Source organism: Sphingomonas sp. P3_C6 (genome assembly GCF_056402595.1).
Genome location: NZ_JBFUHB010000006.1, coordinates 57,082 through 79,425, shown reverse-complemented (window position 1 = coordinate 79,425; position 22,344 = coordinate 57,082). Strand labels below are relative to the sequence as shown.

Annotated in this window: 21 protein-coding genes; 13 read left to right on the top strand and 8 right to left on the bottom strand. The window is 65.7% G+C overall.

The genetic code is table 11. The features are described from left to right. Window positions 1-44: 44 nt before the first annotated feature. The 3 genes from AC1DT7_RS09035 to AC1DT7_RS09025 are packed head-to-tail and all read left to right on the top strand — an operon-like array spanning window position 45 to window position 2,675. On the top strand, window positions 45-191 hold the full coding sequence (locus AC1DT7_RS09035) for a hypothetical protein (protein WP_478035606.1): 147 nt from the start codon (window positions 45-47) through the stop codon (window positions 189-191). Then, window positions 184-1,551, top strand: a complete 1,368-nt coding sequence (locus AC1DT7_RS09030) for a putative O-glycosylation ligase, exosortase A system-associated (protein WP_478035605.1) — start codon at window positions 184-186, stop codon at window positions 1,549-1,551. Before AC1DT7_RS09035 ends, AC1DT7_RS09030 begins: the two co-directional genes overlap by 8 nt. Beyond that, complete coding sequence (locus tag AC1DT7_RS09025) at window positions 1,497-2,675, top strand: acyltransferase family protein (protein ID WP_478035604.1); 1,179 nt, start codon at window positions 1,497-1,499, stop codon at window positions 2,673-2,675. Before AC1DT7_RS09030 ends, AC1DT7_RS09025 begins: the two co-directional genes overlap by 55 nt. Before the next feature lie 41 nt (window positions 2,676-2,716). On the opposite strand, the gene AC1DT7_RS09020 is transcribed toward AC1DT7_RS09025, so the two are convergent. Further along, complete coding sequence (locus AC1DT7_RS09020) at window positions 2,717-3,268, bottom strand: type 1 glutamine amidotransferase domain-containing protein (protein WP_478035603.1); 552 nt, start codon at window positions 3,266-3,268, stop codon at window positions 2,717-2,719. Window positions 3,269-3,371: 103 nt separating this feature from the next. On the opposite strand from AC1DT7_RS09020, the gene AC1DT7_RS09015 reads away from it, so the two are divergent. Genes AC1DT7_RS09015 through AC1DT7_RS09005 form a run of 3 tightly spaced genes read left to right on the top strand, consistent with a single transcriptional unit; the run spans window position 3,372 to window position 6,005 of the window. Further along, on the top strand, window positions 3,372-4,376 hold the full coding sequence (locus AC1DT7_RS09015; protein ID WP_478035602.1) for a DNA topoisomerase IB: 1,005 nt from the start codon (window positions 3,372-3,374) through the stop codon (window positions 4,374-4,376). Between the two features lie 4 nt (window positions 4,377-4,380). Beyond that, window positions 4,381-5,637: a mechanosensitive ion channel family protein gene (locus AC1DT7_RS09010; RefSeq protein WP_478035601.1), complete on the top strand. Its 1,257-nt coding sequence runs from the start codon at window positions 4,381-4,383 to the stop codon at window positions 5,635-5,637. Next, window positions 5,634-6,005 carry a nuclear transport factor 2 family protein gene (locus tag AC1DT7_RS09005; RefSeq protein WP_478035600.1) on the top strand — a complete coding sequence of 124 codons (372 nt, stop codon included), beginning with the start codon at window positions 5,634-5,636 and terminating at the stop codon, window positions 6,003-6,005. Before AC1DT7_RS09010 ends, AC1DT7_RS09005 begins: the two co-directional genes overlap by 4 nt. Before the next feature lie 52 nt (window positions 6,006-6,057). On the opposite strand, the gene AC1DT7_RS09000 is transcribed toward AC1DT7_RS09005, so the two are convergent. Both AC1DT7_RS09000 and AC1DT7_RS08995 read right to left on the bottom strand, forming a co-directional pair. Beyond that, window positions 6,058-6,549, bottom strand: a complete 492-nt coding sequence (locus AC1DT7_RS09000; protein WP_478035599.1) for a hypothetical protein — start codon at window positions 6,547-6,549, stop codon at window positions 6,058-6,060. Between the two features lie 137 nt (window positions 6,550-6,686). Next, entirely contained in the window at window positions 6,687-7,616 is a 930-nt protein-coding gene (locus tag AC1DT7_RS08995) for a DUF2167 domain-containing protein (RefSeq protein WP_478035598.1), read from the bottom strand. Window positions 7,617-7,909: 293 nt separating this feature from the next. Here AC1DT7_RS08995 and AC1DT7_RS08990 point away from each other — a divergent pair, with 293 nt between their 5' ends. From AC1DT7_RS08990 to AC1DT7_RS08980, 3 genes are all read left to right on the top strand, one after another. Beyond that, window positions 7,910-8,368, top strand: a complete 459-nt coding sequence (locus tag AC1DT7_RS08990; protein WP_478035597.1) for a MaoC family dehydratase — start codon at window positions 7,910-7,912, stop codon at window positions 8,366-8,368. A 135-nt stretch (window positions 8,369-8,503) separates the two neighbouring features. Next, window positions 8,504-9,682, top strand: coding sequence for an acetyl-CoA C-acyltransferase (locus AC1DT7_RS08985; protein WP_478035596.1), 1,179 nt, complete (start codon window positions 8,504-8,506; stop codon window positions 9,680-9,682). Between the two features lie 149 nt (window positions 9,683-9,831). Continuing rightward, window positions 9,832-10,788 carry a glucokinase gene (locus AC1DT7_RS08980; RefSeq protein ID WP_478035595.1) on the top strand — a complete coding sequence of 319 codons (957 nt, stop codon included), beginning with the start codon at window positions 9,832-9,834 and terminating at the stop codon, window positions 10,786-10,788. Between the two features lie 12 nt (window positions 10,789-10,800). Here the strand turns inward: AC1DT7_RS08980 and AC1DT7_RS08975 are convergent, their stop codons facing one another. Together AC1DT7_RS08975 and AC1DT7_RS08970 are read right to left on the bottom strand one after the other, a co-directional pair. Then, a complete protein-coding gene (locus AC1DT7_RS08975; protein WP_478035594.1) occupies window positions 10,801-10,950 on the bottom strand; it encodes a hypothetical protein in 150 nt (49 codons plus the stop codon). 115 nt (window positions 10,951-11,065) lie between these two features. Next, window positions 11,066-12,280: a polyhydroxyalkanoate depolymerase gene (locus tag AC1DT7_RS08970; protein WP_478035593.1), complete on the bottom strand. Its 1,215-nt coding sequence runs from the start codon at window positions 12,278-12,280 to the stop codon at window positions 11,066-11,068. A gap of 167 nt (window positions 12,281-12,447) precedes the next feature. Here AC1DT7_RS08970 and AC1DT7_RS08965 point away from each other — a divergent pair, with 167 nt between their 5' ends. The 4 genes from AC1DT7_RS08965 (at window position 12,448) to AC1DT7_RS08950 (ending at window position 18,085) form a co-directional block, all read left to right on the top strand. After that, window positions 12,448-14,250 carry an ABC transporter transmembrane domain-containing protein gene (locus AC1DT7_RS08965; protein WP_478035592.1) on the top strand — a complete coding sequence of 601 codons (1,803 nt, stop codon included), beginning with the start codon at window positions 12,448-12,450 and terminating at the stop codon, window positions 14,248-14,250. Between the two features lies 1 nt (window position 14,251). Beyond that, window positions 14,252-15,706, top strand: coding sequence for an FAD/NAD(P)-binding protein (locus AC1DT7_RS08960; RefSeq protein WP_478035591.1), 1,455 nt, complete (start codon window positions 14,252-14,254; stop codon window positions 15,704-15,706). A 98-nt stretch (window positions 15,707-15,804) separates the two neighbouring features. Beyond that, a complete protein-coding gene (locus AC1DT7_RS08955; protein WP_478035590.1) occupies window positions 15,805-16,701 on the top strand; it encodes a glyoxalase in 897 nt (298 codons plus the stop codon). Window positions 16,702-16,921: 220 nt separating this feature from the next. After that, window positions 16,922-18,085, top strand: a complete 1,164-nt coding sequence (locus AC1DT7_RS08950; protein WP_478035589.1) for a saccharopine dehydrogenase family protein — start codon at window positions 16,922-16,924, stop codon at window positions 18,083-18,085. 201 nt (window positions 18,086-18,286) lie between these two features. On the opposite strand, the gene AC1DT7_RS08945 is transcribed toward AC1DT7_RS08950, so the two are convergent. From AC1DT7_RS08945 to AC1DT7_RS08935, 3 genes are read right to left on the bottom strand one after another with little or no spacing between them, the layout of a single operon-like run. Beyond that, on the bottom strand, window positions 18,287-18,589 hold the full coding sequence (locus tag AC1DT7_RS08945) for a hypothetical protein (RefSeq protein ID WP_478035588.1): 303 nt from the start codon (window positions 18,587-18,589) through the stop codon (window positions 18,287-18,289). Beyond that, complete coding sequence (locus tag AC1DT7_RS08940; protein WP_478035587.1) at window positions 18,586-20,931, bottom strand: ribonuclease R family protein; 2,346 nt, start codon at window positions 20,929-20,931, stop codon at window positions 18,586-18,588. Before AC1DT7_RS08940 ends, AC1DT7_RS08945 begins: the two co-directional genes overlap by 4 nt. 17 nt (window positions 20,932-20,948) lie before the next feature. Then, complete coding sequence (locus AC1DT7_RS08935) at window positions 20,949-22,301, bottom strand: spinster family MFS transporter (RefSeq protein ID WP_478035586.1); 1,353 nt, start codon at window positions 22,299-22,301, stop codon at window positions 20,949-20,951. Window positions 22,302-22,344: the final 43 nt, after the last annotated feature.

The window sequence follows — 22,344 nt, the reverse complement described above, 5'->3', positions numbered from 1 at the left end:
GGTTATCCCACCCCTTCAACGTTGGCTGGATAAGGACGAAGGGCATGATCGACAATTTCGCGCTTGCCGTCAGCCATGGCCTGATGCTGCTCGCCGCCTGGTTCCTGCTGCGCCGCCCCGATCTCGACAAGGAGCCCGGTCCGCAGGACTCACCTCCGGCACCCAAGGCCGGAGACCGCCCGGGTGCGTGATCTCGTCTTCGTCGCTTTTCTCGGGGTGTTCTTCGCCGGTGGTTTCCGCCGGCCGTTCCTGTTCGTGCTGGTCTATGTCTATATCGACATCGTCTCGCCGCAGCGACTGACCTATGTGCTGCTCAACTCGGTGCCGATCTCCCTGCTTGCCGTGGCGATGTGTGTGCTGTCCTGGGCAGTGATCGACAACAAGAAGGACAGCCGGGTCGCACCGCGCCAGCTCCTGATCCTCGCGCTGCTGCTCTATTGCGGGATCACCACGCGCACCGCCGATTTCCCGCTGGAGGCGCTCGATAAATGGGACTGGGTGTGGAAGGCGCTGGCCTTCGCCGCCTTCCTGCCGCTGACCCTGCGCACCAAGTTGCGCATCGAATCGCTACTGCTGTTCATGATCCTGTCGGCCAGCTCGATCATCATCGTCGGCGGCATCAAGACGCTCGCCTCTGGCGGCGGCGGATATGGTTCGCTCAACCTGATGGTCTCGAACAATTCAGGGCTCTACGAAGGCAGCACCATCTCCACCGTGGCAATCGCGATCATCCCGCTGATCCTGTGGTTCGCGAAGCACGGCACGATCTTCCCGCCTGACTGGAAGGTGAAAGGCTTCTGCGCCGCGCTGGTCTTTTCGTGCCTGCTCATCCCGATCGGCACCTCGACCCGCACCGGCCTGCTCTGCATTGGCCTGGTCGCGGTGCTGATGCTGCGCGATACGAAGCGCAAGGTGCTGTATCTCGGCATTCTCGGCGTGATCGGGCTTGCCGCCGTGCCGTTCCTGCCGTCGACCTTCACCGACCGCATGAGCACGATCAAGACCTACAAGGCAGACGAATCCGCCTCGACCCGGCTCGCGGTGTGGAAATGGACCTGGGACTACGCGAAGGAGCATCCGTTCGGCGGCGGTTTCGAAATGTATCGCCAGAACCAGATCCGCTACGACACCGAGAAGGTCGAGGGCGATGCGTCGAACAGCACGGTCGACAAGAAACTGACGGTCGACAAGGCCCGCGCCTTCCACAGCGCCTATTTCGAGATGCTGGGCGAGCAGGGCTATCCCGGCCTTGCCATCTGGCTGATGATCAACCTGATCGGCATCGTCCGCATGGAGGTGATCCGCCAGCGCTATCGCAAGGCGCCGCCCGACCAGGCCTGGGTCACCCCGCTCGCCGGGGCGCTTCAATCCGCGCATATCGTCTATCTGCTCGGCGCGGCGTTCATCGCCATCGCGTTCCAGCCCTTCGTCTATATGCTGATCGGCGCGCAGATCGGGCTCGACACCTATCTGGCGCGCAAGCGCAGCGAGCTGGCGTGGCGGCCGATGAAGAAGGTGCGGCCGGTGCCGCTCGAACCCGCCACGTCATGAGCGCGACCGGCCCGGCGGAATTGCGCGCCCTGACCAGCGTGCGCGGCATCGCGGCGTGGTTCGTCGTGCTCTATCATATCCGCCTGTCGATCGCGGGCTTCTCGCCCGATTGGGTTGCGGTCTTCGCCAAAGGCTATCTCGCGGTCGATTTCTTCTTCCTGCTCTCCGGCTTCGTCATCTGGCTGACCTGGGGGGAACGCCTGCGCAAAGGCGGTTGGCGCGCGGTGCCGCAATTCCTGCAGAAGCGCATCGCGCGAATCTGGCCGCTGCATCTGTTCATGCTCGGCTGCGCGGTCGGGCTCGCCCTGCTGCTGGCCGCGACCGGGCGGGCCAACCCGGTCGATTATCCGTTTGGCGAGCTGCCGCTGCACATCCTGCTGCTGCAGAATTGGGGCTTCACGAGCCAGCTCGCCTGGAACGACCCGAGCTGGTCGATCAGCGCCGAGCTTGGCGCCTATCTGCTCTTCCCGCTGCTGGCGCTGGCGATCGACTGGCGGCGCGTGCCTAGCTGGGGTGTGCTGGCCGCGATCACAGCCCTGCTGATCCTGCTCCACGCGGTGATGGCCGATGGCGGCACCGCCAATCTCGGTCATGACATTGCGCGTTTCGGCCTAAGGCGCTGCGTGCTCGAGTTCGCCTCGGGCACTGCCGTCGCTGCGCTCTGGGTGCGGTGGCGCGATGCGCCGTCGCTGCCTGTCTGGGCATCCGTCGGTGTTGCGACGCTGATGCTGAGCGGCTGGGCCGTCGGCGCGCTCTCCGAAACGCTGGCGGTGCCGGCCGCCTTCGCTGCGATCCTGCTGGTGCTCGCCCTCACCTCGGGCAAGCGCGGCAATATGCTGGAAGTCGGGGTGCTGCATTATCTAGGCGAGATCAGCTACGCGACCTATCTCGGCCATTTCCTGCTGTTCGTGGTGTTCAAACTGGCGTTCGTCAGCGATGCAAACGCCATCCCGCCGCTGCTGGTGGCGCTGTATCTGGTGCTAGTGCTCGCGAGTTCGGTGGGGCTTTATCATCTGGTCGAGCGACCCGCGCAGAAATGGGTGAACGCCCTGCGCCTCCCCGGCACAGGGAGGGGGGCTTCCGCAAGCGTTGCGCTTGGGAGAGCCCCTCCACCACCCGCCTGAAGAGGGCGGGCGGTCCCCCTCCCCGTTCCGGGGAGGAGCGATCAGGCCTCCACCATTTCTTCTTCCAGCGCGGCGGTCAGCGCCCGGTTGAACGCGGGAATATCGTCCGGCTTGCGGCTGGTGATGAACTGCCCGTCGCGCACCACCTCCTCATCGACCACCGTCGCGCCGGCATTGGCGAGGTCGGTGCGCACCGATGGCCAACTCGTCATGCGAACCCCGTCGACCACGTCCGCCTCGATCAGCAGCCAGGGCGCATGGCAGATCGCCGCGATCAGCTTGCCGTCATCGGCGAATTCCTCGACGATCTCGACCGCGCGGTCGTCCATGCGCAGCCGGTCCGGATTGGCGACGCCGCCGGGCAGCAGCAGCGCGGTATAATCTTCGGTATCGACCGCATTCAGCACGAGATCGGGCGTGATCGTGTCGCCCTTTTCGTCATGCCTCATCCCCTGGATCGGATCGGTACCGAGCGAGGCCAGGGTCACCTGCGCGCCGGCATCGAGCAACGCCTGGCGCGGTTCGAACAATTCGGACTGCTCGAACCCGTCGGTGGCGAGGATCAGGACGTGCACTTGCGAAAGATCGGCCATGTCGGAACTCCTTTGGTCGGGCTCCCTCAACCCCTGCCCCGCGCGCCCGTTCCGGAACGAAGCGATGGCCTGCGCATTTCTAAAGGCCTGGCGAGGAGCCCCAATGCCGATGAAGATCACCTATTGCGACGACAGCGAACCCGGCATCACCCGGAAGAAGGTGCGGCATGGCTGGGGATACTGGGATGCCGCGGGCAAACGCATCACCGACCGCGACGAGATCGACCGGCTGAACGCGGTCGGCCTGCCCCCCGCCTATCGCGATGCCTGGTATTGCCCGAAACCCAATGGCCACATCCAGGCGGTCGGCTGGGACGAGAAGGGCCGCAAGCAATATCGCTATCACCCCGAATTCCGCGAGGCGCAGGAATCGGCGAAGTACGAGCTTTGCGCCCCGTTCGGCCGCGCGCTGCCGAAGCTGCGCGCCCGGGTCGAGGCCGACCTGAAACGCCGGGGCCTCGACAAGGAGACGGCGGTCGCCGCCATCGTGCGTCTGCTCGATCTAGGCCATGTCCGCATCGGCAACGAAGGCTATGTGAAGGCGAACAAGAGTTTCGGCGCGACGACCCTGCGCAAGCGCCACGCCCTGCTGCGCGGCAAGACGCTGAAGCTGCAATACAAGGCCAAGTCGGGCAAGCTGCGCATCCTGACCATCACCGACGGGTCGCTCAGCCGCTTCGTCAAGAAATGCCAGGACCTGCCGGGCCAGCATCTGTTCCGCTGGATCGACCGCGCCGGCGAGGCGCATCCGGTCACCTCGTCGGACGTCAACGCCTATATCCGGGAGGCGATGGGCGAGGACTATTCGGCCAAGCATTTCCGCACCTGGGGAGCGAGCGTGCTTGCGTTCGAGACGCTTGCGCATGCGGGCCACGACATCAGCCTGAAGACGATGCTCGAACCTGTCACCGAGGCGCTCGGCAATACGCCCGCCATCGCACGTAAATCCTATGTCCACCCCGCGCTGATCGCCGCGGTGAAGGACGGACAGGCGGCGTTGCGCGGAACACCCCTGCCCCGCTCGACCCAATATCTGTCGCGCGCCGAGCGCGGGCTGATCAATTTCCTTGAAAACCCTGGTGCTGCGGCGCCCGCCAAGGCAGCATGATTTCATGAGCGTAACGAACAACAGCCAGGCAGCCAAGGCGCCTGCCCTTTCCGCGTCGAACGTGCAGGATCAGGCCGAGAGCCTGTTCAGCGCCACCTCCACCTGGCTCCAGACCCATTGGCTCCAGATCCTTATCGCCGTCGCCGCCGCGACCGTGATCGTCGTCGGACTGCATTTCCTGCGGCGGCTCGGCCACAAGCTGTGCAACCTGAAGCCTGGTGCCGCCGGCTGGGGCACGGTGTTCGGCCGCGCCGTGGTCAAGACCGGCAATTTCTTCATCATCATGGTCGCGGCCAAGCTGGTCGCCGGCTACGCCAACGCGCCCGCCCAGGTGGCAACCACCATCTCCTTCCTGTTTACCGTCTCCGCAGTGTTCCAGGCAGCGATCTGGGCGCGCGAGATCATCCTTGGGGCGATCGAGCACCGCACCGGCTCGCAAAGCTATTCGGGCGAGGCGATAGGCAGCGCGATGGGCATCATCCGGCTGCTCGTCACCTTCGCCCTGTTCGCCATCGCGCTGATCGTCGTGCTCGACAATCTCGGGGTGAACGTGACCGGCCTCGTCGCCGGCCTCGGCGTCGGCGGCATCGCCATCGGCCTTGCCGCGCAGGGCATCTTCGCCGACCTGTTCGCCGCGCTGGCGATCATCTTCGACCGGCCGTTCCGGCGCGGCGACGCCATCTCCTACGACAACAGCTCGGGCACGGTGGAGGCGATCGGCCTCAAATCGACCCGCGTCCGCGCCGCTACAGGCGAGGAGCGGATCATCGCCAACCGCAACCTGCTCGACAAGGAAATCCTCAACACCAGCCAGCGCGAATATCGTCGCGGCCAGTTCAAGCTCGGTCTGGTGCAATGGACCCCGGTCGAGAAGATGGAGAAACTGCCCGATATCCTGAAAGAGGTGATCGATGGCTGTGGCCGCAAGTTCGTCCGCGCGGGTTTCATCGGCTTCGGCGACTCGAGTTATGATTTCGACGTCGAGTTCGATTCCCCGTCATCGAGTTTCGAGGATTTCTTCAGCGCCCGTCATGCTGTCGGCCTTGGCATCATCAAGCGCCTGAATGCCGAGGGCATCGAGCTTGCCTATCCGACCCAGACCGCCTTCACCGCAGCGCCGCGCGGCGGCATGATCACGCCCTATGCGGATGGGCCGGTCTATGGCGAGAATGCGCAGCCCGTGGCCGACGATCCCGGCACCAGCGCCGAACTGAAGCCCTCGACCGATCGCTCTGCCGTCGACCAGGATTCGACGCCGTGATCGGCGATCACGAAGCCATCGTCCGCGCCCAATATGAAGCGTTCCGCGACCGGCGGCGCGAAGACAGCGAGGCGTTGCTCGCCGCCGACTTCACCTTCACCAGCCCCTATGACGACGCGATCTCCCGCGACGCTTTTTTCGAACGCTGCTGGCCGAACGGCGATCTGTTCGCCGACTTCCAGATCGAGCGCGTCACCGCGGACAGCGACGGCGCCTTCGTGACCTATCTCGCCACCACCCATGGCGGTGACGAGTTCCGCAATACCGAATATCTGACCGTATCGGAGGGCCAGATCCACAGCGTCGACGTATATTTCGGCGCCAGCTATCGCGGCGGGGCTTTCGTCCCAAAGAAGGCCGGGAACTGACCCGAAGAATCGCCCTCCCGCAAGCGGGAGGGGAGAAGAGGCATGGGAAAAGTCACGCCATTTCGGGCACGCGCTGCATGTCGATCGACGCGAGCATCGCGTTCCATTTGCCCACCGTCATCGCGCCGAGATATTCGCCCTGCATCACCGGGGTCATCACCTCGATCATGCGCGTCCCCTCGACCCAGAACTCGATCACGCCAAAGGCGCCGCCGCGCTTGCGGTACTTGGCCGGCCAGCCCTCGCGCTCGGCGACCGCGAACACCTCGGTCGCCCCCATGCGGGTCGCGATGGCGATATGAGTCGCCGACCGGCGGTCGGGCGATCCGATCACGCCATAGCAATCGGCGTCGCCATCGGCCGGGACCAGCTCGGTTCCGCGCGGATACACTTCGATGATGGTGTTACGCTCGTCACCCGCCATCGCGATCCAGCTTCCCTCGATCACCGGCGGGAACGGGGTTGCCTGTCCGTCCCACAGCTCGGCAATCACTTCGGCGACATGGCGCGGATTGTCGGCATCGATCGAAACATGGAAAATCATCTATAAGCTCCAGTGACAGCCGCCAAACGGGGCGCTTCTGGGAGCGTGTTACCGAACGGCCCTGCGCGCGGCCGCAAAAGTGAGACGGAGCCACGCCGGATCGACCAGATTGCGACGAGCCGGCGTGGGAGGGACGATCACTCCTCCCCTTCGATCACATCACGCTCGCGCCGGCCGAACAGGCCGCCGATCCAGCGCCGCATCGTCGCACCAACGACTGCAAGTCCGGCGAGGATCCATTTGCCGAACCCCAGCAGGATCGCGAGTGCCCCGAGTTTCTTCGCCACCACGACGCCCGCACCGGCCGCGACCAATCCGGCCAGGCCATATTCTGCGGTCTTGTCCACCGATGCGTCATAATCCGCGTAGCGCGCGCCGGTGTCGAAAGAGGCTGCCCGGCCGAAATCCGAAGCAGCGCTGCGCACATCGGCCAGATGGTCCATGTCGGACAGCATGTTGAGGCTCAGCACGCCATGGCGACCGAGCAGGCGAACGTCATAGTTGAGCGTGTCGATCTTCGAATCCGAGAATTTCAGGTCGCGCGCCCAGATCAGCGAATGGGAAGCGGCGTCATAGGATGGCTGCTGCGCCCATCCCACCAGGTGAATCGTCGGATAGCCGCCCTTCTGGCGCTCGGTATTCACCTCAGCCTCGCTGCTGCGGATCTGCTCGACGACCTTGTTATAATCCTCGGTCTTGGCATCCTTATCCGGCACATAGCCGGTGTCCTCATAGGTCACGACAGCACCCCACACCTGATCGAAGATCGAGGCCTGTTTCTCGAACACCAGCCCGAGCACGCCATTCCCCGAGTCCGGCGGATTGCCCCAGACCTTGGTGAGCACCGTCTTCGCCTCATCGGCCGGCAGGAAGTAATAACGGTCGCCGAGATGCAACGTCGCATGCGCTTCGGGGATGGCGATATCGCCGGTCCGCTTGTGGAGGCTCTTTTCGAACTGGATCATTTCAGGCGGGATTTTCGGCCCCGACGGGGTCGCGTTGCCGGGAGAAGCCGGTAGCAGTGCCATCGCAAGCGCAAGCGCGCTCGTCGAAATCCTCGCCTTCATTCTGCCAGCCCCCTGATTTCTGCATGCGAATCGCCGCGATGGGAACAGGCCCATAATCCCCGACCCCGTCAAGCCGGACAGCCGCCGGCATGACCGCGACTCGCCGGCACCGATCGCATCCGAAAAACGGCTTTAGAATATCCGGTCCGCCGCGAATCTGCCGTGCCGCCGGCAATTTACGTCCATTGGACGCTACGTCACCGTGCCGGTTAAAGTTTCCGGTCGGCCGAGACTTGCGCCGGCCGGGCCAGCGTGCCTAGAGGATCGCGAAGCCAACAACAGCCGAGGACATCATGCCGACCATCACCGCGCAGGAAATGGCGGGCCGCATCGGCACCGAGACCGTCTCCGACTGGGTCGAGGTGAGCCAGGAGATGATCGACAAGTTCGCCGACGCGACGGGCGACCACCAGTTCATCCATGTGAACCCGCAAATGGCGGCGATGACCCCGTTCGGCGGCACCATCGCACACGGGTTCCTCACCTTGTCGCTGATGCCGCTGCTCGCCTCCAAGGTCCCCGACGCGCCGCAGATCGAGGGCGTGAAGATGGGCATCAATTATGGCGGCAACAAAGTCCGTTTCCTCCAGCCGGTGCGCTCCGGCAAGCGCGTGCGCGGCCGGTTCAAGCTGCTCGAATTCGCCGAGAAGCGCCCCGGCCAGTGGCAGCAGACCAACGAATTCACCGTCGAGATCGAAGGCGAGGAGAAGCCGGCGATGATCGCCGAATGGATCGCCCAGATTTTCGTTTGAGTGCTTCTCCCCCTCCCGCTTGCGGGAGGGGGCCGGGGGGTGGGCACCCGCTCTCCATCGATGTTTCGCCCGCATAGACCGGGCGCCCACCCCCAGCCCCTCCTGCAAGCGGGAGGGGAGTTAGAAAGGACCTCCATGCGTTCCGCCGTTATCGTCTCGACCGCCCGCACACCCATCGGCCGCGCCTATCGCGGTGCGTTCAACAACACGCCCTCGCCCACGCTCGCCAGCCATTCGATCAAGGCCGCCGTCGAGCGCGCCGGGATCGATCCGGCCGAGGTCGACGATGTCGTGTTCGGCTGCGCGCTTCAGCAGGGTCACCAGGCCGGCAACATCGCGCGCACCTCGCTGCTGCGCGCCGGCCTGCCGGTCAGCGTCGCCGGCCAGTCGATCGACCGCCAATGCTCGTCGGGCCTGATGGCGATCGCGACAGCCGCGAAGCAGATCATCACCGACAACATGGAGATCACCATCGGCGGTGGCGTCGAAAGCATCTCGCTGGTGCAGACGCCCAAGATGAACGTCGCGCCCGATCCCGAGCTCGTCGCGATGCACAAGGACATCTACATGCCGATGCTCGGCACCGCCGAGGTCGTGGCCAAGCGCTACGGCATCAGCCGCGACGTGATGGACGAATATGCGCTCCAGTCGCAGCAGCGCACCGCCGCAGCCCAGGCCGCCGGCTATTACGACAAGGAGATCGTGCCGGTCACCGCGACCATGGCGGTGGTCAACAAGGAGACCAAGGAGGTCACCTACAAGGAAGTGACCCTCGCCAAGGATGAGGGCAACCGTGCCGACACCACGCTGGAGGGCCTGAAGGCACTGCAGCCGGTGATGGGTCCGGGCATGACGATCACTGCCGGCAATGCCAGCCAGCTGTCCGACGGCTCCTCATCATCGGTATTGATGGAAGAGAAGCTGGCCGAGAAGCGCGGGCTCCAGCCGCTCGGCCGTTATGTCGGCATCGCGGTGGGCGGCACCGAGCCCGACGAAATGGGCATCGGCCCAGTCGTCGCCATCCCGAAGCTGCTCCAGCGCTTCAATCTCAAGATGGACGATATCGGCCTGTGGGAACTGAACGAAGCGTTCGCGGTGCAGGTGCTCTATTGCCGCGACAAGCTCGGCATTCCCAATGAACTGCTCAACGTCTCGGGCGGCGCGATCTCGATCGGCCATCCGTACGGCATGACCGGCGCCCGTGCGACCGGCCATGCGCTGATCGAGGGCAAGCGCCGCGGCGCGAAATATGTCGTCGTGACGATGTGCATCGGCGGCGGCATGGGCGCGGCCGGCCTGTTCGAGGTCCTCTGACTTGACCGGGGAGGGTGTCGGAAGACATCCTCCACCAGCCGGCGATACCACTGATTTCGGTGGTAAATTAGCGACTAGGTAACGGACTGCCCCTATGGTAGCGCTCACATGATCGACCCTCCGCATAGGAGGGCGTCGGGAGAGTGCGCATGTCCGGTGATGGAATTGGGTTGGTGGCCGATATCGGCCGCCAGTCGGTAAGATTTGCGCTGAGCGGCGGGGACGCCGGCATCGCGCCGCGCGATACGCGCAGCTACAACACTGCCGATCACGCCACCTTCACCAGCGCCCTGCTCGAGTATCTAGCCGAGGTCGGCCAGCGCGACGCGGTATTGCCGAGCGTCCTCGCCGTCGCAGGCGCGGCGCGCGGGGACCTGATCAATCTCACTGGCAGCCGCTGGTACATCTCGCTTTCGGGCGTCGAGGCGGTGCTTCGCTCCCGCCCGCGTGCGCTCAACGAATGCGCGGCCACCGCGCTCGCCCTCACCACGCTCGGCCAGAGCGCGTTTACGCCGGTGGGTACCCAGCCCATCCGCACCGTCCAGCCGGGCGGCAACTATATCGTCATCAGCGTCGGTACCGGGCTTGGCGTCGCGGCGCTCGTGACCGGATCGAACGGCAAGCTCGTGCCCATCGCAAGCGAAGCGGGCCATATGACCTTCTCACCGGGCAGCCCGGAAGAGGAGAAGTTCGCCGCCCATGTCCGGGCGCGCGGCGCCGCTAGCGCCGAGACGCTGCTCAGCGCCAATGGCCTGGTCACCGCCTATGCGGCCCTGGCCGAGGGTGGGAGGACCGTCCGCAGTCCCGAGGAAGTGACGCGGTCGGCAGGACGCGACCCGGTGGCGACCGCGGCCGTGCGTATGGTCGCCGGCTATCTCGGCGCGTTCATCGGCAATCTCGTGCTCACCTTCGGCGCTTGGGAGGGGGTCTATCTGACGGGGCCGATCGCGCGCGCGCTGCTCGTGCAATTGAACGACCCACGTTTCCGCACTCGGCTCGAAGCGAAAGACGCCTTTCGCCGCCAGTTGGGTGACGTGCCGGTCGCGATCGTCAACCAGTCCGGCCTGGAACTGATGGGCGCCGCCGCCGCCCTGCATCACGGCTGACGCGCAAATTCGTCAGCGACAATGGTGGCGGCCATGATGGTCGCCGCGGCGATGGCCATGGTGCCGGTCGCTGGTATTGCCCGGATGACCGCAGCGGCAGCCCGAAACGGTCAAGCCGGCCAGAGCCGGAGCGGCGGCAAGCGCGATCCTGATGCCACGCATTGATCTTCTCCGAGAAGGAGCATGACCAACCAATGGCAGGGATGCCAGTCCCAGCCCGACCGGGCAGGCCTCACCCAAGCGTCATCCAACCGGAGTCAGATGACGGCGCGACGTATCAGGCGTTGGTCTTCATCCACTCTTCAAGCACCGGCGCGATCTGGTTGCGCCATTTGCCGCCGTTGAAGATGCCGTAATGGCCGGCATCGGCCACCAGATACTTCTTCTTGTCCTTGGGCAGCTTCGTGGCGAGCGTCAGCGCCGCCTTGGTCTGACCAAGTCCCGAGATGTCGTCGCGCTTCCCTTCGATCGCCAGGATACCGATATCGGTGATCACCGCCGGATCGACCGGACGGCCGCGATGGGTCATCGTACCCTTGGGCAGCGAATGATCCTGGAACACCACGTCGATCGTCTGGAGATAGAATTCGGCGGTCATGTCGCAGACCGAGCGATATTCCTCGTAGAAGTCCTTGGTCGCATTGGCGCTTTCATCCTCGCCCTGCACCAGATGTTTGAACATCTCGTAATGCGACATCATGTGGTTGCCGAGGTTCATCGTCATGAACCCGCTGAGCTGCAGGAAGCCAGGATAGACCCTGCGCCCGGCGCCCGGATAGGTCGCCGGGATAGTCGCGATGACATTGTTCTCGAACCAGCTGTGGGGCCGCTCGGTCGCCAGCGTGTTGACCGCGGTCGGCGCCTCGCGCGTGTCGATCGGGCCACCCATCATGGTCAGGGTCCTGGGACGCGACGGGTTCTTGTCCGCGCTCATCAGGCAGGCGGCGGCATAGCACGGCACGGACGGCTGACAGACCGCCAGCATGTGAGATCCCGGGCCCACATGCTCCATGAACTCGATGATATAATCGATATAATCGTCGAGATCGAAGCTGCCATCGCTCAGCGGCACCAGCTTCGCGTCGCGCCAGTCGGTGATGTAGACGTCGGCGACCGGCAGCATCCGCTCCACCGTGCCGCGCAGCAGCGTCGCGTAATGGCCCGACATGGGCGCGACGATCAGCAGCTTGGGGCCACCCTCGACACCGTCGCGCTTGAAGCGCTTGAGCTGGCCGAACGGCTTACGCAGAACGACTTCCTCGACCACGCTGACCTGCTTGCCGTCGATAACGGTATGATCCAGCCCGAAGGCCGGCTTGCCGCGCGGCGCCGCGGCATGGGCGAACACCTCGAGTGCAGAGCTGATGATCGATCCGCCGCCGAAATAGGCAAAGGGATTGGCCGGATTCGAGAGCATTCCTGCACCGAAATTGGCCATCGCACTGGCACCCGCCAGCATCGATTTCTGCATTTCATAGGCGTTATAGAGCATCGCATACCCAATATCGGAAAACGGTTACCTTATTGGAGGACATAGGTGTGCAGCGCAGCATAAGCAATCGAAACGGACGTTCTATGCAGGGACATGCCCCAGACCGGGCTGCACGCTCTCCTCTCTCCGCCATTGCGGGAACTCAGGACAAGCCCTAGTCCGCCGTCATGGCTGAGCCCTCCCCTGCGTCGCCCGCCCTTTCCGAAGCGAAACCCGCCGAATCGCGGCGTCAGCTCGGCAATCTCCGTATGGTGTGGCAGCACGCCTCACAGTATCCGCGCCAGATCGCAACCGCACTGATCGCGCTGCTCGTCACCTCCGCGGCAACCATCGCGATTCCGTACGGCTTCAAGAAGGTCATCGATCGCGGGTTCGGCCCCGGCGCGGACGGGTCGGTCACCAACTCCTTCCACTATCTGCTGATGATCGTGGTCGTGCTCGCCTTCGCGACCGCCGTGCGATTCTATTATGTTTCCTGGCTCGGCGAGCGGGTCGTCGCCGATATCCGCGCCGCGGTGCAGCGCCATCTGCTCACCCTCGCCCCGCGCTTCTTCGAGGAGAACCGCCCGTCGGAAATCTCGTCGCGCCTGACGTCGGACACGTCGCTGATCGAGCAGGTCGTCGGCACCACCGTATCGGTCGCGCTCCGCAACAGCTTCACCGGCGTCGGCGGGATGATCTACCTGTTCGCCCTGTCGCCCAAGCTGGCCGGCATGCTGATGCTCGGCATCCCCGTCATCATCCTGCCGATCATGCTGCTCGGCCGCCGCGTGCGCAACTTCTCGCGCACCTCGCAGGACCGGGTCGCCGATGTCGGATCGATCGCGTCGGAAACGCTCGGCGCGATGAAGATCGTCCAGGCATTCGGCCAGGAAGAGCGCGAGGCCGCCCGGTTCGGTGCCGCGGTCGACGCGACCTTCGCCGCCGCCAAGCGCCGCATCGCACTGCGCGCGGTGATGACGGCGATCGTCATCGGCCTGATCTTCGGGTCGATCACCCTGGTGCTGTGGGAAGGCGCGGTCGATGTCGCCGCGGGTCGGATCAGCGGCGGCTCGATCGCAGCGTTCGTGCTGACTGGCGGGCTGGTTGCCGGTGCGTTCGGTGCGCTGACCGAGGTCTATGGCGATCTCCTGCGCGGGGCCGGTGCCGCCGGCCGACTTGCCGAACTGCTCGACGAAGTGCCCGAGATCCGCGCCCCTGCCAACCCGGTGCCGCTGCCCGCCGTGGCGCGCGGCGCGATCGACTTCGACCATGTCACCTTCCGCTATCCGACCCGGCCCGAGGTTTCCGCGCTGGACGATTTCTCCCTGTCGATCGCACCCGGCGAGACGGTCGCGGTGGTCGGCCCCTCGGGCGCCGGCAAGACGACCCTGTTTCAGCTGATCCAGCGCTTCTACGATCCCGATGCCGGCCGCGTGCTGCTCGACGGCGTGGCGCTGCCCGATGCCGACCCGGCCGATATTCGCCGCCATATCGCGATGGTCCCGCAGGAGACGGTGATCTTCGGCGCCTCTGCCCGCGACAATCTTCGCTACGGCAGGTGGACGGCAAGCGACGACGAGCTCTGGGCCGCTGCCGAGATCGCCAATGCCGCCGAATTCCTGCGCAAGCTGCCCCAGGGACTCGACACCTTCATGGGCGAAGGCGGCGCGCGCCTGTCGGGTGGCCAGCGCCAGCGCGTGGCGATCGCCCGCGCCGTGCTGCGCGACGCACCGATCCTGCTGCTCGACGAGGCGACCAGCGCGCTCGACGCCGAAAGCGAAAGGTTGGTGCAGGAGGCGCTCGAACGACTGATGGAGGATCGCACCACCCTCGTCATCGCCCACCGCCTCGCCACCGTCCGCGCCGCCGAGCGGATCATCGTGATGAGCGACGGGCGCATCGTCGAAAGCGGCACGCACGGCTCGCTGATCGGCCAGAACGGCCTCTACGCACGGCTCGCCAGCCTGCAGTTCAGCGAGGCGGCGTAACGTGACTGGAGCCGGTGTCCACACCGTCGCGATCATCGGCGGCGGCATGGCCGGTGCGCTGTTCGGGCTGAAGCTGTCCGCCGCGCGCCCCGATTTCCGCGTCATCGTGATCGAGGCAACCCGGCGTATCGGGCGCGGTCTGGCCTATGGCGCCTGCTCGCCCCAACATCTGCTGAACGTGCCGATCAGCCGTATGGAGATCGGACTTTCCCCCGGTTTCGCCGACTGGCTCAAGGCTAACCCGGACGCACAGGAAGCGCTGGCGACCGGACTCGAGGAAAGCGGCGGCGACCTGCCCGGCGTGTTCGTGCCCCGCGCGCTGTTCGGCGCCTATCTCGAGGAGCGGCTCGAAGAGGCCCTTCTCTCGGGTGGCAGTATCTCCGGCGACGGCCCCGGCCTCTCGCTGATCCGCGGCGAGGCGGTACGCGTGCTCGCCCGCCCCGACCGAGCCGTCCGCCTGAGCGACGGACGCGAGATTCCGACGGATGCCGTGGTGCTGGCGACCGGAAACCTCGCCCCGCGCGCACCGGGCGGGCCCGACCAATGGTTCTACGACACGCCCGGATTCGTACCGGACCCCTGGGCGCCCGACGCGTTCGACGGGCTTTCGCCCGACGATCCGCTGTTGCTGCTCGGCACCGGCCTCACCACGGTCGATATCGTGCTGAAGCTGAGCAGGGCCGGTCATCGCGGCCCGATCCTCGCCACGTCGCGTCGCGGGCTGTTGCCGCAGGTCCATGCCGCCGGCGGCACCTGGCCGGCCTTTCTAGAAGCTGCCCTGCCCGCGTCGCCCCGCCGGCTGATGCGGCTGATCCGCGAACAGGTCGCGACCGCCGAGGCGGACGGCATTCCGTGGCAACGCGTGTTCGACGCCGCCCGCCCCGCCATTCCCGCCGTGTGGAGCAGCTGGTCGACACGCGAGAAACGCCAGTTCCTTCGCCACCTCCGCACCCGCTGGGACGTTCACCGCCATCGCATGGCGCAGCGCATTCATGACGCACTCGATGCCGAGAAAGCCGCCGGCCGGCTCGAGATCCTGCCCGCGCGCCTGCGCAGCTATCGCCTGACCGACAGCGGCGTCGAGGTCACGCTCGTCCCCCGCAGCGGCGGGGAACGCCGCTTCACCGCTGCCCGCGTGGCCAACTGCACCGGCCCGCGCCGCGACGCGGGCGCGATCGCCATCCCCCTGATCGCCGACCTGCGCGATCAGGGCCTCGCCTTGCCCGATGCGCTCGGCCTCGGTTTAGAAACCGAAAATTGCGCGCTGCTCGACGTGGATCGTCGCACCTCGACCTGGCTGTACGCGCTCGGTGCTCTGACCTGCCCGCAATGGTGGGAGATCACCGCCGTGCCGGAGATCGCGGTGCAGATCGACCGGCTGGTCGGACAACTGGCCAATCCGGAAGCTGCGCATCTCAGCGCAGGCGACTTCCTCGACCTTGGGGCGGGTATCTAGGTGTCGAGGGTCAACCGCGGGAATGCGCCAATCGAACAGGTTTCCGGGTCGGTTCCGATAGGCCGGCTGGGCGACAACGGGCTTGATGGAGAATGACGATGAAATGCCTGCCCCTGCTGATCGCTACCGCCATGCTCGGCATCGCTTCCATCGCAGTCGCCGAACCAGGGCAGCACGCGTCCGCCCTCGATTTCGCTGTCGGGCCGCAATATGATTCGACCCATGTCTATGTCGCAGCGGAGGATTTCGACAGGTTCATGACAAGCTTTGTCGCGACGTTCGGCGGCACCACCAGCAAACAGGGCGTATTTCAGGTCACCCCGACGCCAAGCCAGACCATCTCGCAAGTCGCGTTGACGCCGGCCGGGACGATTTCGGTATTCGGTTTCAAGACACCGATCCCCTATCCTTTCGGAGTCGAGCGCACCGGCTATCTCGTCACCGATCTGGATGCGGCCATCGCCGCGGCGCGCAAGGCTGGCGCGACCCGGTTGGTCACGGCGTTCCCCGACCCGATCGGCCGCGACGTTTTGGTCCAGTGGCCGGGCGGCGTGAACATGCAGTTCTACTGGCACACCACCAAGCCCAGCTATGCGCCGCTCGGCACGATTCCGGAGAACCGCATCTATCTGACCGCCGACGCAGCCGACGCTTTCGTGGGCAGCTGGCTCGCCTTTTCACATGGTCGAATAATCTCCGATGACAAGGCCGCTCCGGCGATCGAGATCGGCCAGCCGGGAAAGACCTATCGCCGCATTCGCCTCAGCTCGGGCTATGGCGAAATGGCGATACTGGTGAGCGATGGCGCCTTGCCTTGGCCCTATGGCCGCGAATTGGCCGGCTATGCGGTAGCCGATCTGCCGGCCACGCTGGCAAAGGCGACCGCGGCCGGGGCCGAAACACTCGTGCCGGCACATGCGGAGCAGGGCCGGGTGTCCGCAATGGTTCGCTTCCCCGGCGGTTATATCGCCGAAATCCACGCGGCCTCTCACTGACGAGGCAAGCGCGCCGCAGCGCGCTCAAACGCCTGAAGGACAGGTCTCCGAAGGATCGACTCGCATCATCGCTCGATCGGCAGTTGATCGGGACCATCCGATCCGACTGGCCGCGCGCACGCCACACTTGTCCCGGCCCGCACCATGCCGCACACTCCGCCGTCGCCCGTCGAGAGGCGAACCCGGCACCAACCCGGCGTGACGAGCAGAGGACAAGATCATGCGCGACTTCGACATCATCGTGTACGGTGCCACCGGCTTCACCGGCCGCCTCGTCGCCGAATATCTGGTCCAGACCTATGCCGGTCCCGATGCGCCGCGCTGGGCCATGGCCGGACGGTCGCTCTCCAAGCTGCAGGAGGTGCGTGACGAGATCGGCGCACCCGCCGATATCCCGCTGCTCACCGCCAATTCGGACGACCCGGCGAGCCTGAAGGCCTTGTGCGAGCGCACCGCCGTGATGCTCACCACCGTCGGCCCGTACCAGCTTTACGGCAGCGATCTCGTCGCCGCCTGTGCCGGGACCGGCACCGCCTATGTCGATCTGTGCGGCGAACCCGCCTGGATGCGCCACATGATCGACGCGCACCACGAGACGGCAAGGCGTACCGGCGCGCGCATCCTGTTCTCCTGCGGGTTCGATTCGATCCCGTTCGATCTTGGCGTGCTGACCCTGCAGGACGCCGCCAGGATGAAATATGGCAGGCCCGCCCCGCGCGTGAAGTGCCGGGTGCGCAAGATGGTCGGCACCTTTTCCGGCGGCACCGCGGCCAGCCTCAAGGCGACGCTCGCCGCGGCGGCGCGCGATCCCTCGATCCTCGGCCTGCTGACCAATCCCTTTTCGCTGACTCCCGGCTTTCAGGGCCCAAGCCAGCCGCGCGGCCTGCTGCCCGACTATGACAAGACGATCGAGGCATGGGTCGCCCCCTTCATCATGGCGCCGATCAACACCAAGAATGTCCACCGCACCAACTTCCTGCTCGGCGAGGCCTATGGCGCCGACTTCGTCTATGACGAGATGATCGTCGCCGGCCTGGGCGACATCGGCAAGGCAGCGGCCGAGGCGATCGCGAAGATCAACCCGCTCGCCAGCGACAAGGGGCCCAAGCCCGGCGAAGGCCCCTCGAAGGAGGAGCGCGACAATGGCTATTACGACATATTGTTCATCGGCGAGATGCCCGACGGCACCCGCATCGACTCCGTCGTCACCGGGGATCGTGATCCGGGTTACGGCTCGACCAGCAAAATGATCGCCGAGACCGCGCTGTGCCTGGTGCGGGACGTGGCGGGAGAAGGCGGCATCTGGACGCCCGGCGCACTGCTGGGCGAGGTGCTGGTGAAGCGGCTGGAAGCGAAGGCTGGCCTGACGTTCCGGGCGGGCTAGCGGCATCAGCGTGCGTCCGCTTCAGAGTAGAGCCCGGGCAAACGCGTTGAACGTTGGAGCGCCTTGTGCGGAACAGGAAAGTCCCGCGCCAGCTACTTTGGTGGAACGCGAGGTGTCCGAGATTCCAGCCGTGCACGAGGCACCGGCATCGGGCATGTTCTGGCCCGATCAGGCGTTATTGAAGGCCTGAAGCGGCCCGGGTCACCCGCGATAGAACAGCATCGCCAACAGCGCGACTAAGACTGACAAGGCAATCGCGATCGGGACCAAGCGCTTGCTGAACGCCTGCGCGTCGAGGTGATAGGCGATCAGGTCGAACCAGTATCGCCCCGGCGCAGCCTCGCGCAGCACGCCCCGCTGGCGGAAACGATCGAACCACCAGCGTTCGACCCGATCCCCGGGCACGAAGTCGATCGCATCCTCCGGCGCCAGCGCATGATGCGCCAGGAAATGCCCCGCCACCGGCCCGCGCACGCGCCGGGCAGCCGCGGGAAGCTCGCTCATTTCTTGCGGCCTTGGTGGCGGATGTTCGCCGGCCGACCGCGTCGCTTGATGACGCGCTGCGGACGCGCGTCGCGCTCGGGTCGTGCGCCCCTGCCTCCGCCGCCACCATCCACCATCTCGAACCGCAGCGCGCCCGATACCGGGTTCGCCTCGGCCAGCCTGAGCTGGAGACGCTGGCCGCTGGCATATTCGGTGCCGGTTTCGTCACCGACCAGCCGCCGCGCGGTTTCGTCATAGCGGAAATATTCGCCGCCGATGTCGCGCACCGGCATCAGGCCGTCGCCGCCTATCCCTTCGACCGTCGCGAAGAATCCGAAATTGGCGACGCCTGTGATCCGCACGTCGAGCACCTGCCCCACCCGCTCGGCGAGGAAGGCAGCGACATAACGGTCGATGGTGTCGCGTTCCGCCTCCATCGCGCGGCGCTCCATCATCGAGATGCTTTCGCCGATCTTCTCCATCGACGCCGCCTCGCCCTCGGTCAGCCCGCCGGGGCCGAGCTTGTAGGCGGCGACCAGCGACCGGTGGACGATCAGGTCGGCATAGCGCCGGATCGGCGAGGTGAAATGTGCATAGCTGCCGAGCGCCAGCCCGAAATGGCCGTGATTTTCCGGGCCATAATAGGCCTGGGTCTGGGTGCGCAGCACCTGCTCCATGATCTGCGGCCGGAAATCGACCTCGCCGATCTTGTCGAGGATATGGTTGAAGGTGCCCGGACGCACCACCTGGCCCAGCGCGAACTCTACGCCGAAGGTCTTGAGATATTCCTTGAGCGCGACCAGCTTCTCGCGGCTCGGCGGCTCATGGTCGCGGTACATGACCGGGGCCTTTTTCGCCTCCAGCGCCTTGGCTGCCGCAACGTTGGCGGCGATCATGTAATCCTCGATCAGCTTGTGCGCATCCAGCCGCTCGCGCGGCGCGACGGAGAGGATGCGGCCCTTTTCGTCGAGCACGACGCGCCGTTCCGGCAGGTCAAGATCGAGCGGTTCGCGTTTTTCGCGGGCCTTGTTGAGGGCGCGCCAGCAGGCCCAGAGCGGGAGGAGGGCAGCGAGGATGTCCGCGTCGCCCTTCTTAACCCCCCTCCCGCTTGCGGGAGGGGTTGGGGGTGGGCTCGCGCTCTCCCCAGGCGATGCGTCCGTGGAAGCCGGGAGCCCACCCCCGGCCCCTCCCGCAGGCGGGAGGGGGGAAGAAGAGTCGATCATCGCCTGCGCATCTTCATACGCAATATTCGCCGCGATCCGCACCACGGCTCGGGTGAAACGCCAGCTCTTGAGTGTTCCGTTCTTCGCGACCTGCAGATGGCAAGCCAGCGCAGCCCGGTCGACGCCTTGCTTCAGCGAACACATATCCGCCGAGAGCCCCTCCGGCAGCATCGGCACGACGCGGTCGGGGAAATAGACGCTGTTGCCGCGCCGCCGCGCCTCGCGGTCGAGCTCGGAGCCGGGGCGGACATAGAAGCTGACATCGGCGATCGCGACGATCGCCTTCCACCCGCCCTCGTTTGCGGGATCGTCGTCGGGCGCTGCCCAGACGGCATCGTCATGGTCGCGCGCATCGGCCGGGTCGATCGCGACGATCGGCAGATCACGCAAATCTTCGCGATCATCCCCCAACGGGGTCTGCGCGACCCGTGCGGCTTCTTCGATCGTCTCGGGCGTGAAGACATTGGGAATGCTGAGCTTATGGATCGCGATCAGCGAGAAACTGCGCGGCGCAAAGGGATCGCCCAGTATCTCGGTCACCCGAACGGTGATCCGTGGCGGCCGGCCGGCTTTCTCCGCGAGAACCAGATCACCCGGCTCGGCACCGCCGGCGTCGGACACCATGAACTCGCGCCGTTCCTTCTTCTCGACGCCCTGCAGCCAGAGTTTGCCGCCTTCCTGATGCAGCACGCCGAGCACCAGCTCCTCGCCGCGCGCGAGCTTCTTCATCGGATGCGCGATCCAGCCGTTCCCGGCCTCTTCGGTCCGCGCCAGCACCCGGTCGCCGACGCCGAGCGCACCACGCTTGCTTTCGCGCACCCGCAGGCGCGGCGACGGCGCGTCCGAGTCCCATCGTTCGGGCACCGCCCATACATTGCCGCCATCGTCGACATCGGCGATGCGCAGCACCGTCACCTTGGGCAGGCCACCCAGCTTGTGGAAGGCCCGGCCCGGGGCGCTGTCGATCAACCCCTCGTCCGCCATGTCCTTGAGCAGCGCCTTGAGGCCGATCTTCTCCTGCGCGGTCAGGCCGAAGGCACGCGCGATCTCGCGCTTGCCGGCCGGCGTGGCCGACGAGGTGATGAAGTCGAGAATCTGCTCTCTTGTGGGAAGGCCGGTCGAACGCTTTGGTTTGGGCATCGACGAGAGATAGGGCTTTACGCCGCTGCCGTCACCTGCTGGCTCACCTGCCCCCGCTGCTTCAGGATCACGCCGGCCCGCCAATAATGGAAGATCGCCCAAGGCGTCGCCACAGCGAAGACGAACATCGCCCAGCGAAGCGATTCCTCGCCATAGGTGGGACGCAGCATGTCGCTGATCTTGCCGACCAGGGTCGGCCCCAGCCCAAGCCCGATCAGGTTGATGACGAGCAGGGTGATCGCCGCCCACAGCGCGCGCAGCCGCATCGGCGCCAGCCCCTGCAGCAGCGCGAAGGTCGGGCCGAGATAGCTGGACGCAAACAGCAGTGCGAAGAAGTAGGCGCCGATCGCGACATTGGTGTCGTGGAGGAAATAGAAGATCAGGCTGAACGGCAGCGCGATCGTCTTCAGTATGCCGACCATCCAGCTCTGCCAGTGGAGCCCGCGCTTCTTCGCCAGCCGGTCGGCCAAAATCCCGCCGACCACGCCGGAAACGGTCGCGAAGACCGCACCGATCGGGGCGATCACCCAGGAGATCGTCAGCAGCGAGACGTCGAACGAGCGCAGGATGAAACTCGGCCCCCATTGCGCATGGCCGTAACCGATCATTGAGGTCAGCGTGACGGCGATCACCAGGTGCCGCGCCGCGCGATCCTGCCAGATCGAGGCGAAACCGGCGCCCAGGCTCGGCATCGCCTCCCGTTCATGGTCGGCCTGGCTCCGCCCGTCGGAAAGGCCGCGCCGCGGTTCGACCACGAAGAACCAGACGATCACCGCAAGCAGGATCCCGGGCAGGCCGACGACGAACATCGCATGCCGCCAGCCATAGAAATAGCCGATCGTCCCGCCGATGATCGTGCCGAACGCAGCGCCCAGCACCACACCGAGCGAATAGATCGCCATCGCGCTGGCCCGTTCGTGCGGGGCGTAGAGATCGGCGATCATCGAATGGCTCGGCGGGCTCGATCCAGCCTCGCCCACGCCGACGCCGACGCGGGCCAGCAGCAGTTGCGGGAAATTGCCGGCGATGCCGCAGATCGCGGTCATCGCGCTCCACAAGGCAAGCGAGAGGACGATGATCTTCTTTCGGCTCGTCCGGTCGGCCAGCCGCGCGACCGGGATGCCGAGCCCGGCATAAAAGACGGCAAAGGCAAAGCCGGAGAGGATACCGAGCTGCGTGTCGTTCAGCTGCAGGTCCTTGCGGATCAGCTCGAGCAGGATCGCGAGGATCTGCCGGTCCATATAGCTGAAGAAATAGACGAAGGTCAGCAGCCCGAGGGTCAGCCGCCGGCGCCGGAGCGCCACTTCATCGGCGGTTTCATAAGAAGCGGAGGACTGGACGGGCAGCGCCTGGGGGGAGGAAATCGCCATGTCTGGTTACTCAGTTACTGTGGGGGATCGGGGCAAAAAGCCC

Bases quoted from the DNA above. Each gene is read 5' to 3' on its own strand.
- AC1DT7_RS09035 (WP_478035606.1), top strand. From the start codon at position 45: ATGATCGACAATTTCGCGCTTGCCGTCAGCCATGGCCTGATGCTGCTC.
- AC1DT7_RS09020 (WP_478035603.1), bottom strand. From the start codon at position 3,268: ATGGCCGATCTTTCGCAAGTGCACGTCCTGATCCTCGCCACCGACGGG.
- AC1DT7_RS09015 (WP_478035602.1), top strand. From the start codon at position 3,372: ATGCCGATGAAGATCACCTATTGCGACGACAGCGAACCCGGCATCACC.
- AC1DT7_RS09010 (WP_478035601.1), top strand. From the start codon at position 4,381: ATGAGCGTAACGAACAACAGCCAGGCAGCCAAGGCGCCTGCCCTTTCC.
- AC1DT7_RS09000 (WP_478035599.1), bottom strand. From the start codon at position 6,549: ATGATTTTCCATGTTTCGATCGATGCCGACAATCCGCGCCATGTCGCC.
- AC1DT7_RS08995 (WP_478035598.1), bottom strand. From the start codon at position 7,616: ATGAAGGCGAGGATTTCGACGAGCGCGCTTGCGCTTGCGATGGCACTG.
- AC1DT7_RS08990 (WP_478035597.1), top strand. From the start codon at position 7,910: ATGCCGACCATCACCGCGCAGGAAATGGCGGGCCGCATCGGCACCGAG.
- AC1DT7_RS08985 (WP_478035596.1), top strand. From the start codon at position 8,504: ATGCGTTCCGCCGTTATCGTCTCGACCGCCCGCACACCCATCGGCCGC.
- AC1DT7_RS08980 (WP_478035595.1), top strand. From the start codon at position 9,832: ATGTCCGGTGATGGAATTGGGTTGGTGGCCGATATCGGCCGCCAGTCG.
- AC1DT7_RS08975 (WP_478035594.1), bottom strand. From the start codon at position 10,950: ATGCGTGGCATCAGGATCGCGCTTGCCGCCGCTCCGGCTCTGGCCGGC.
- AC1DT7_RS08970 (WP_478035593.1), bottom strand. From the start codon at position 12,280: ATGCTCTATAACGCCTATGAAATGCAGAAATCGATGCTGGCGGGTGCC.
- AC1DT7_RS08965 (WP_478035592.1), top strand. From the start codon at position 12,448: ATGGCTGAGCCCTCCCCTGCGTCGCCCGCCCTTTCCGAAGCGAAACCC.
- AC1DT7_RS08955 (WP_478035590.1), top strand. From the start codon at position 15,805: ATGAAATGCCTGCCCCTGCTGATCGCTACCGCCATGCTCGGCATCGCT.
- AC1DT7_RS08950 (WP_478035589.1), top strand. From the start codon at position 16,922: ATGCGCGACTTCGACATCATCGTGTACGGTGCCACCGGCTTCACCGGC.
- AC1DT7_RS08945 (WP_478035588.1), bottom strand. From the start codon at position 18,589: ATGAGCGAGCTTCCCGCGGCTGCCCGGCGCGTGCGCGGGCCGGTGGCG.
- AC1DT7_RS08940 (WP_478035587.1), bottom strand. From the start codon at position 20,931: ATGCCCAAACCAAAGCGTTCGACCGGCCTTCCCACAAGAGAGCAGATT.
- AC1DT7_RS08935 (WP_478035586.1), bottom strand. From the start codon at position 22,301: ATGGCGATTTCCTCCCCCCAGGCGCTGCCCGTCCAGTCCTCCGCTTCT.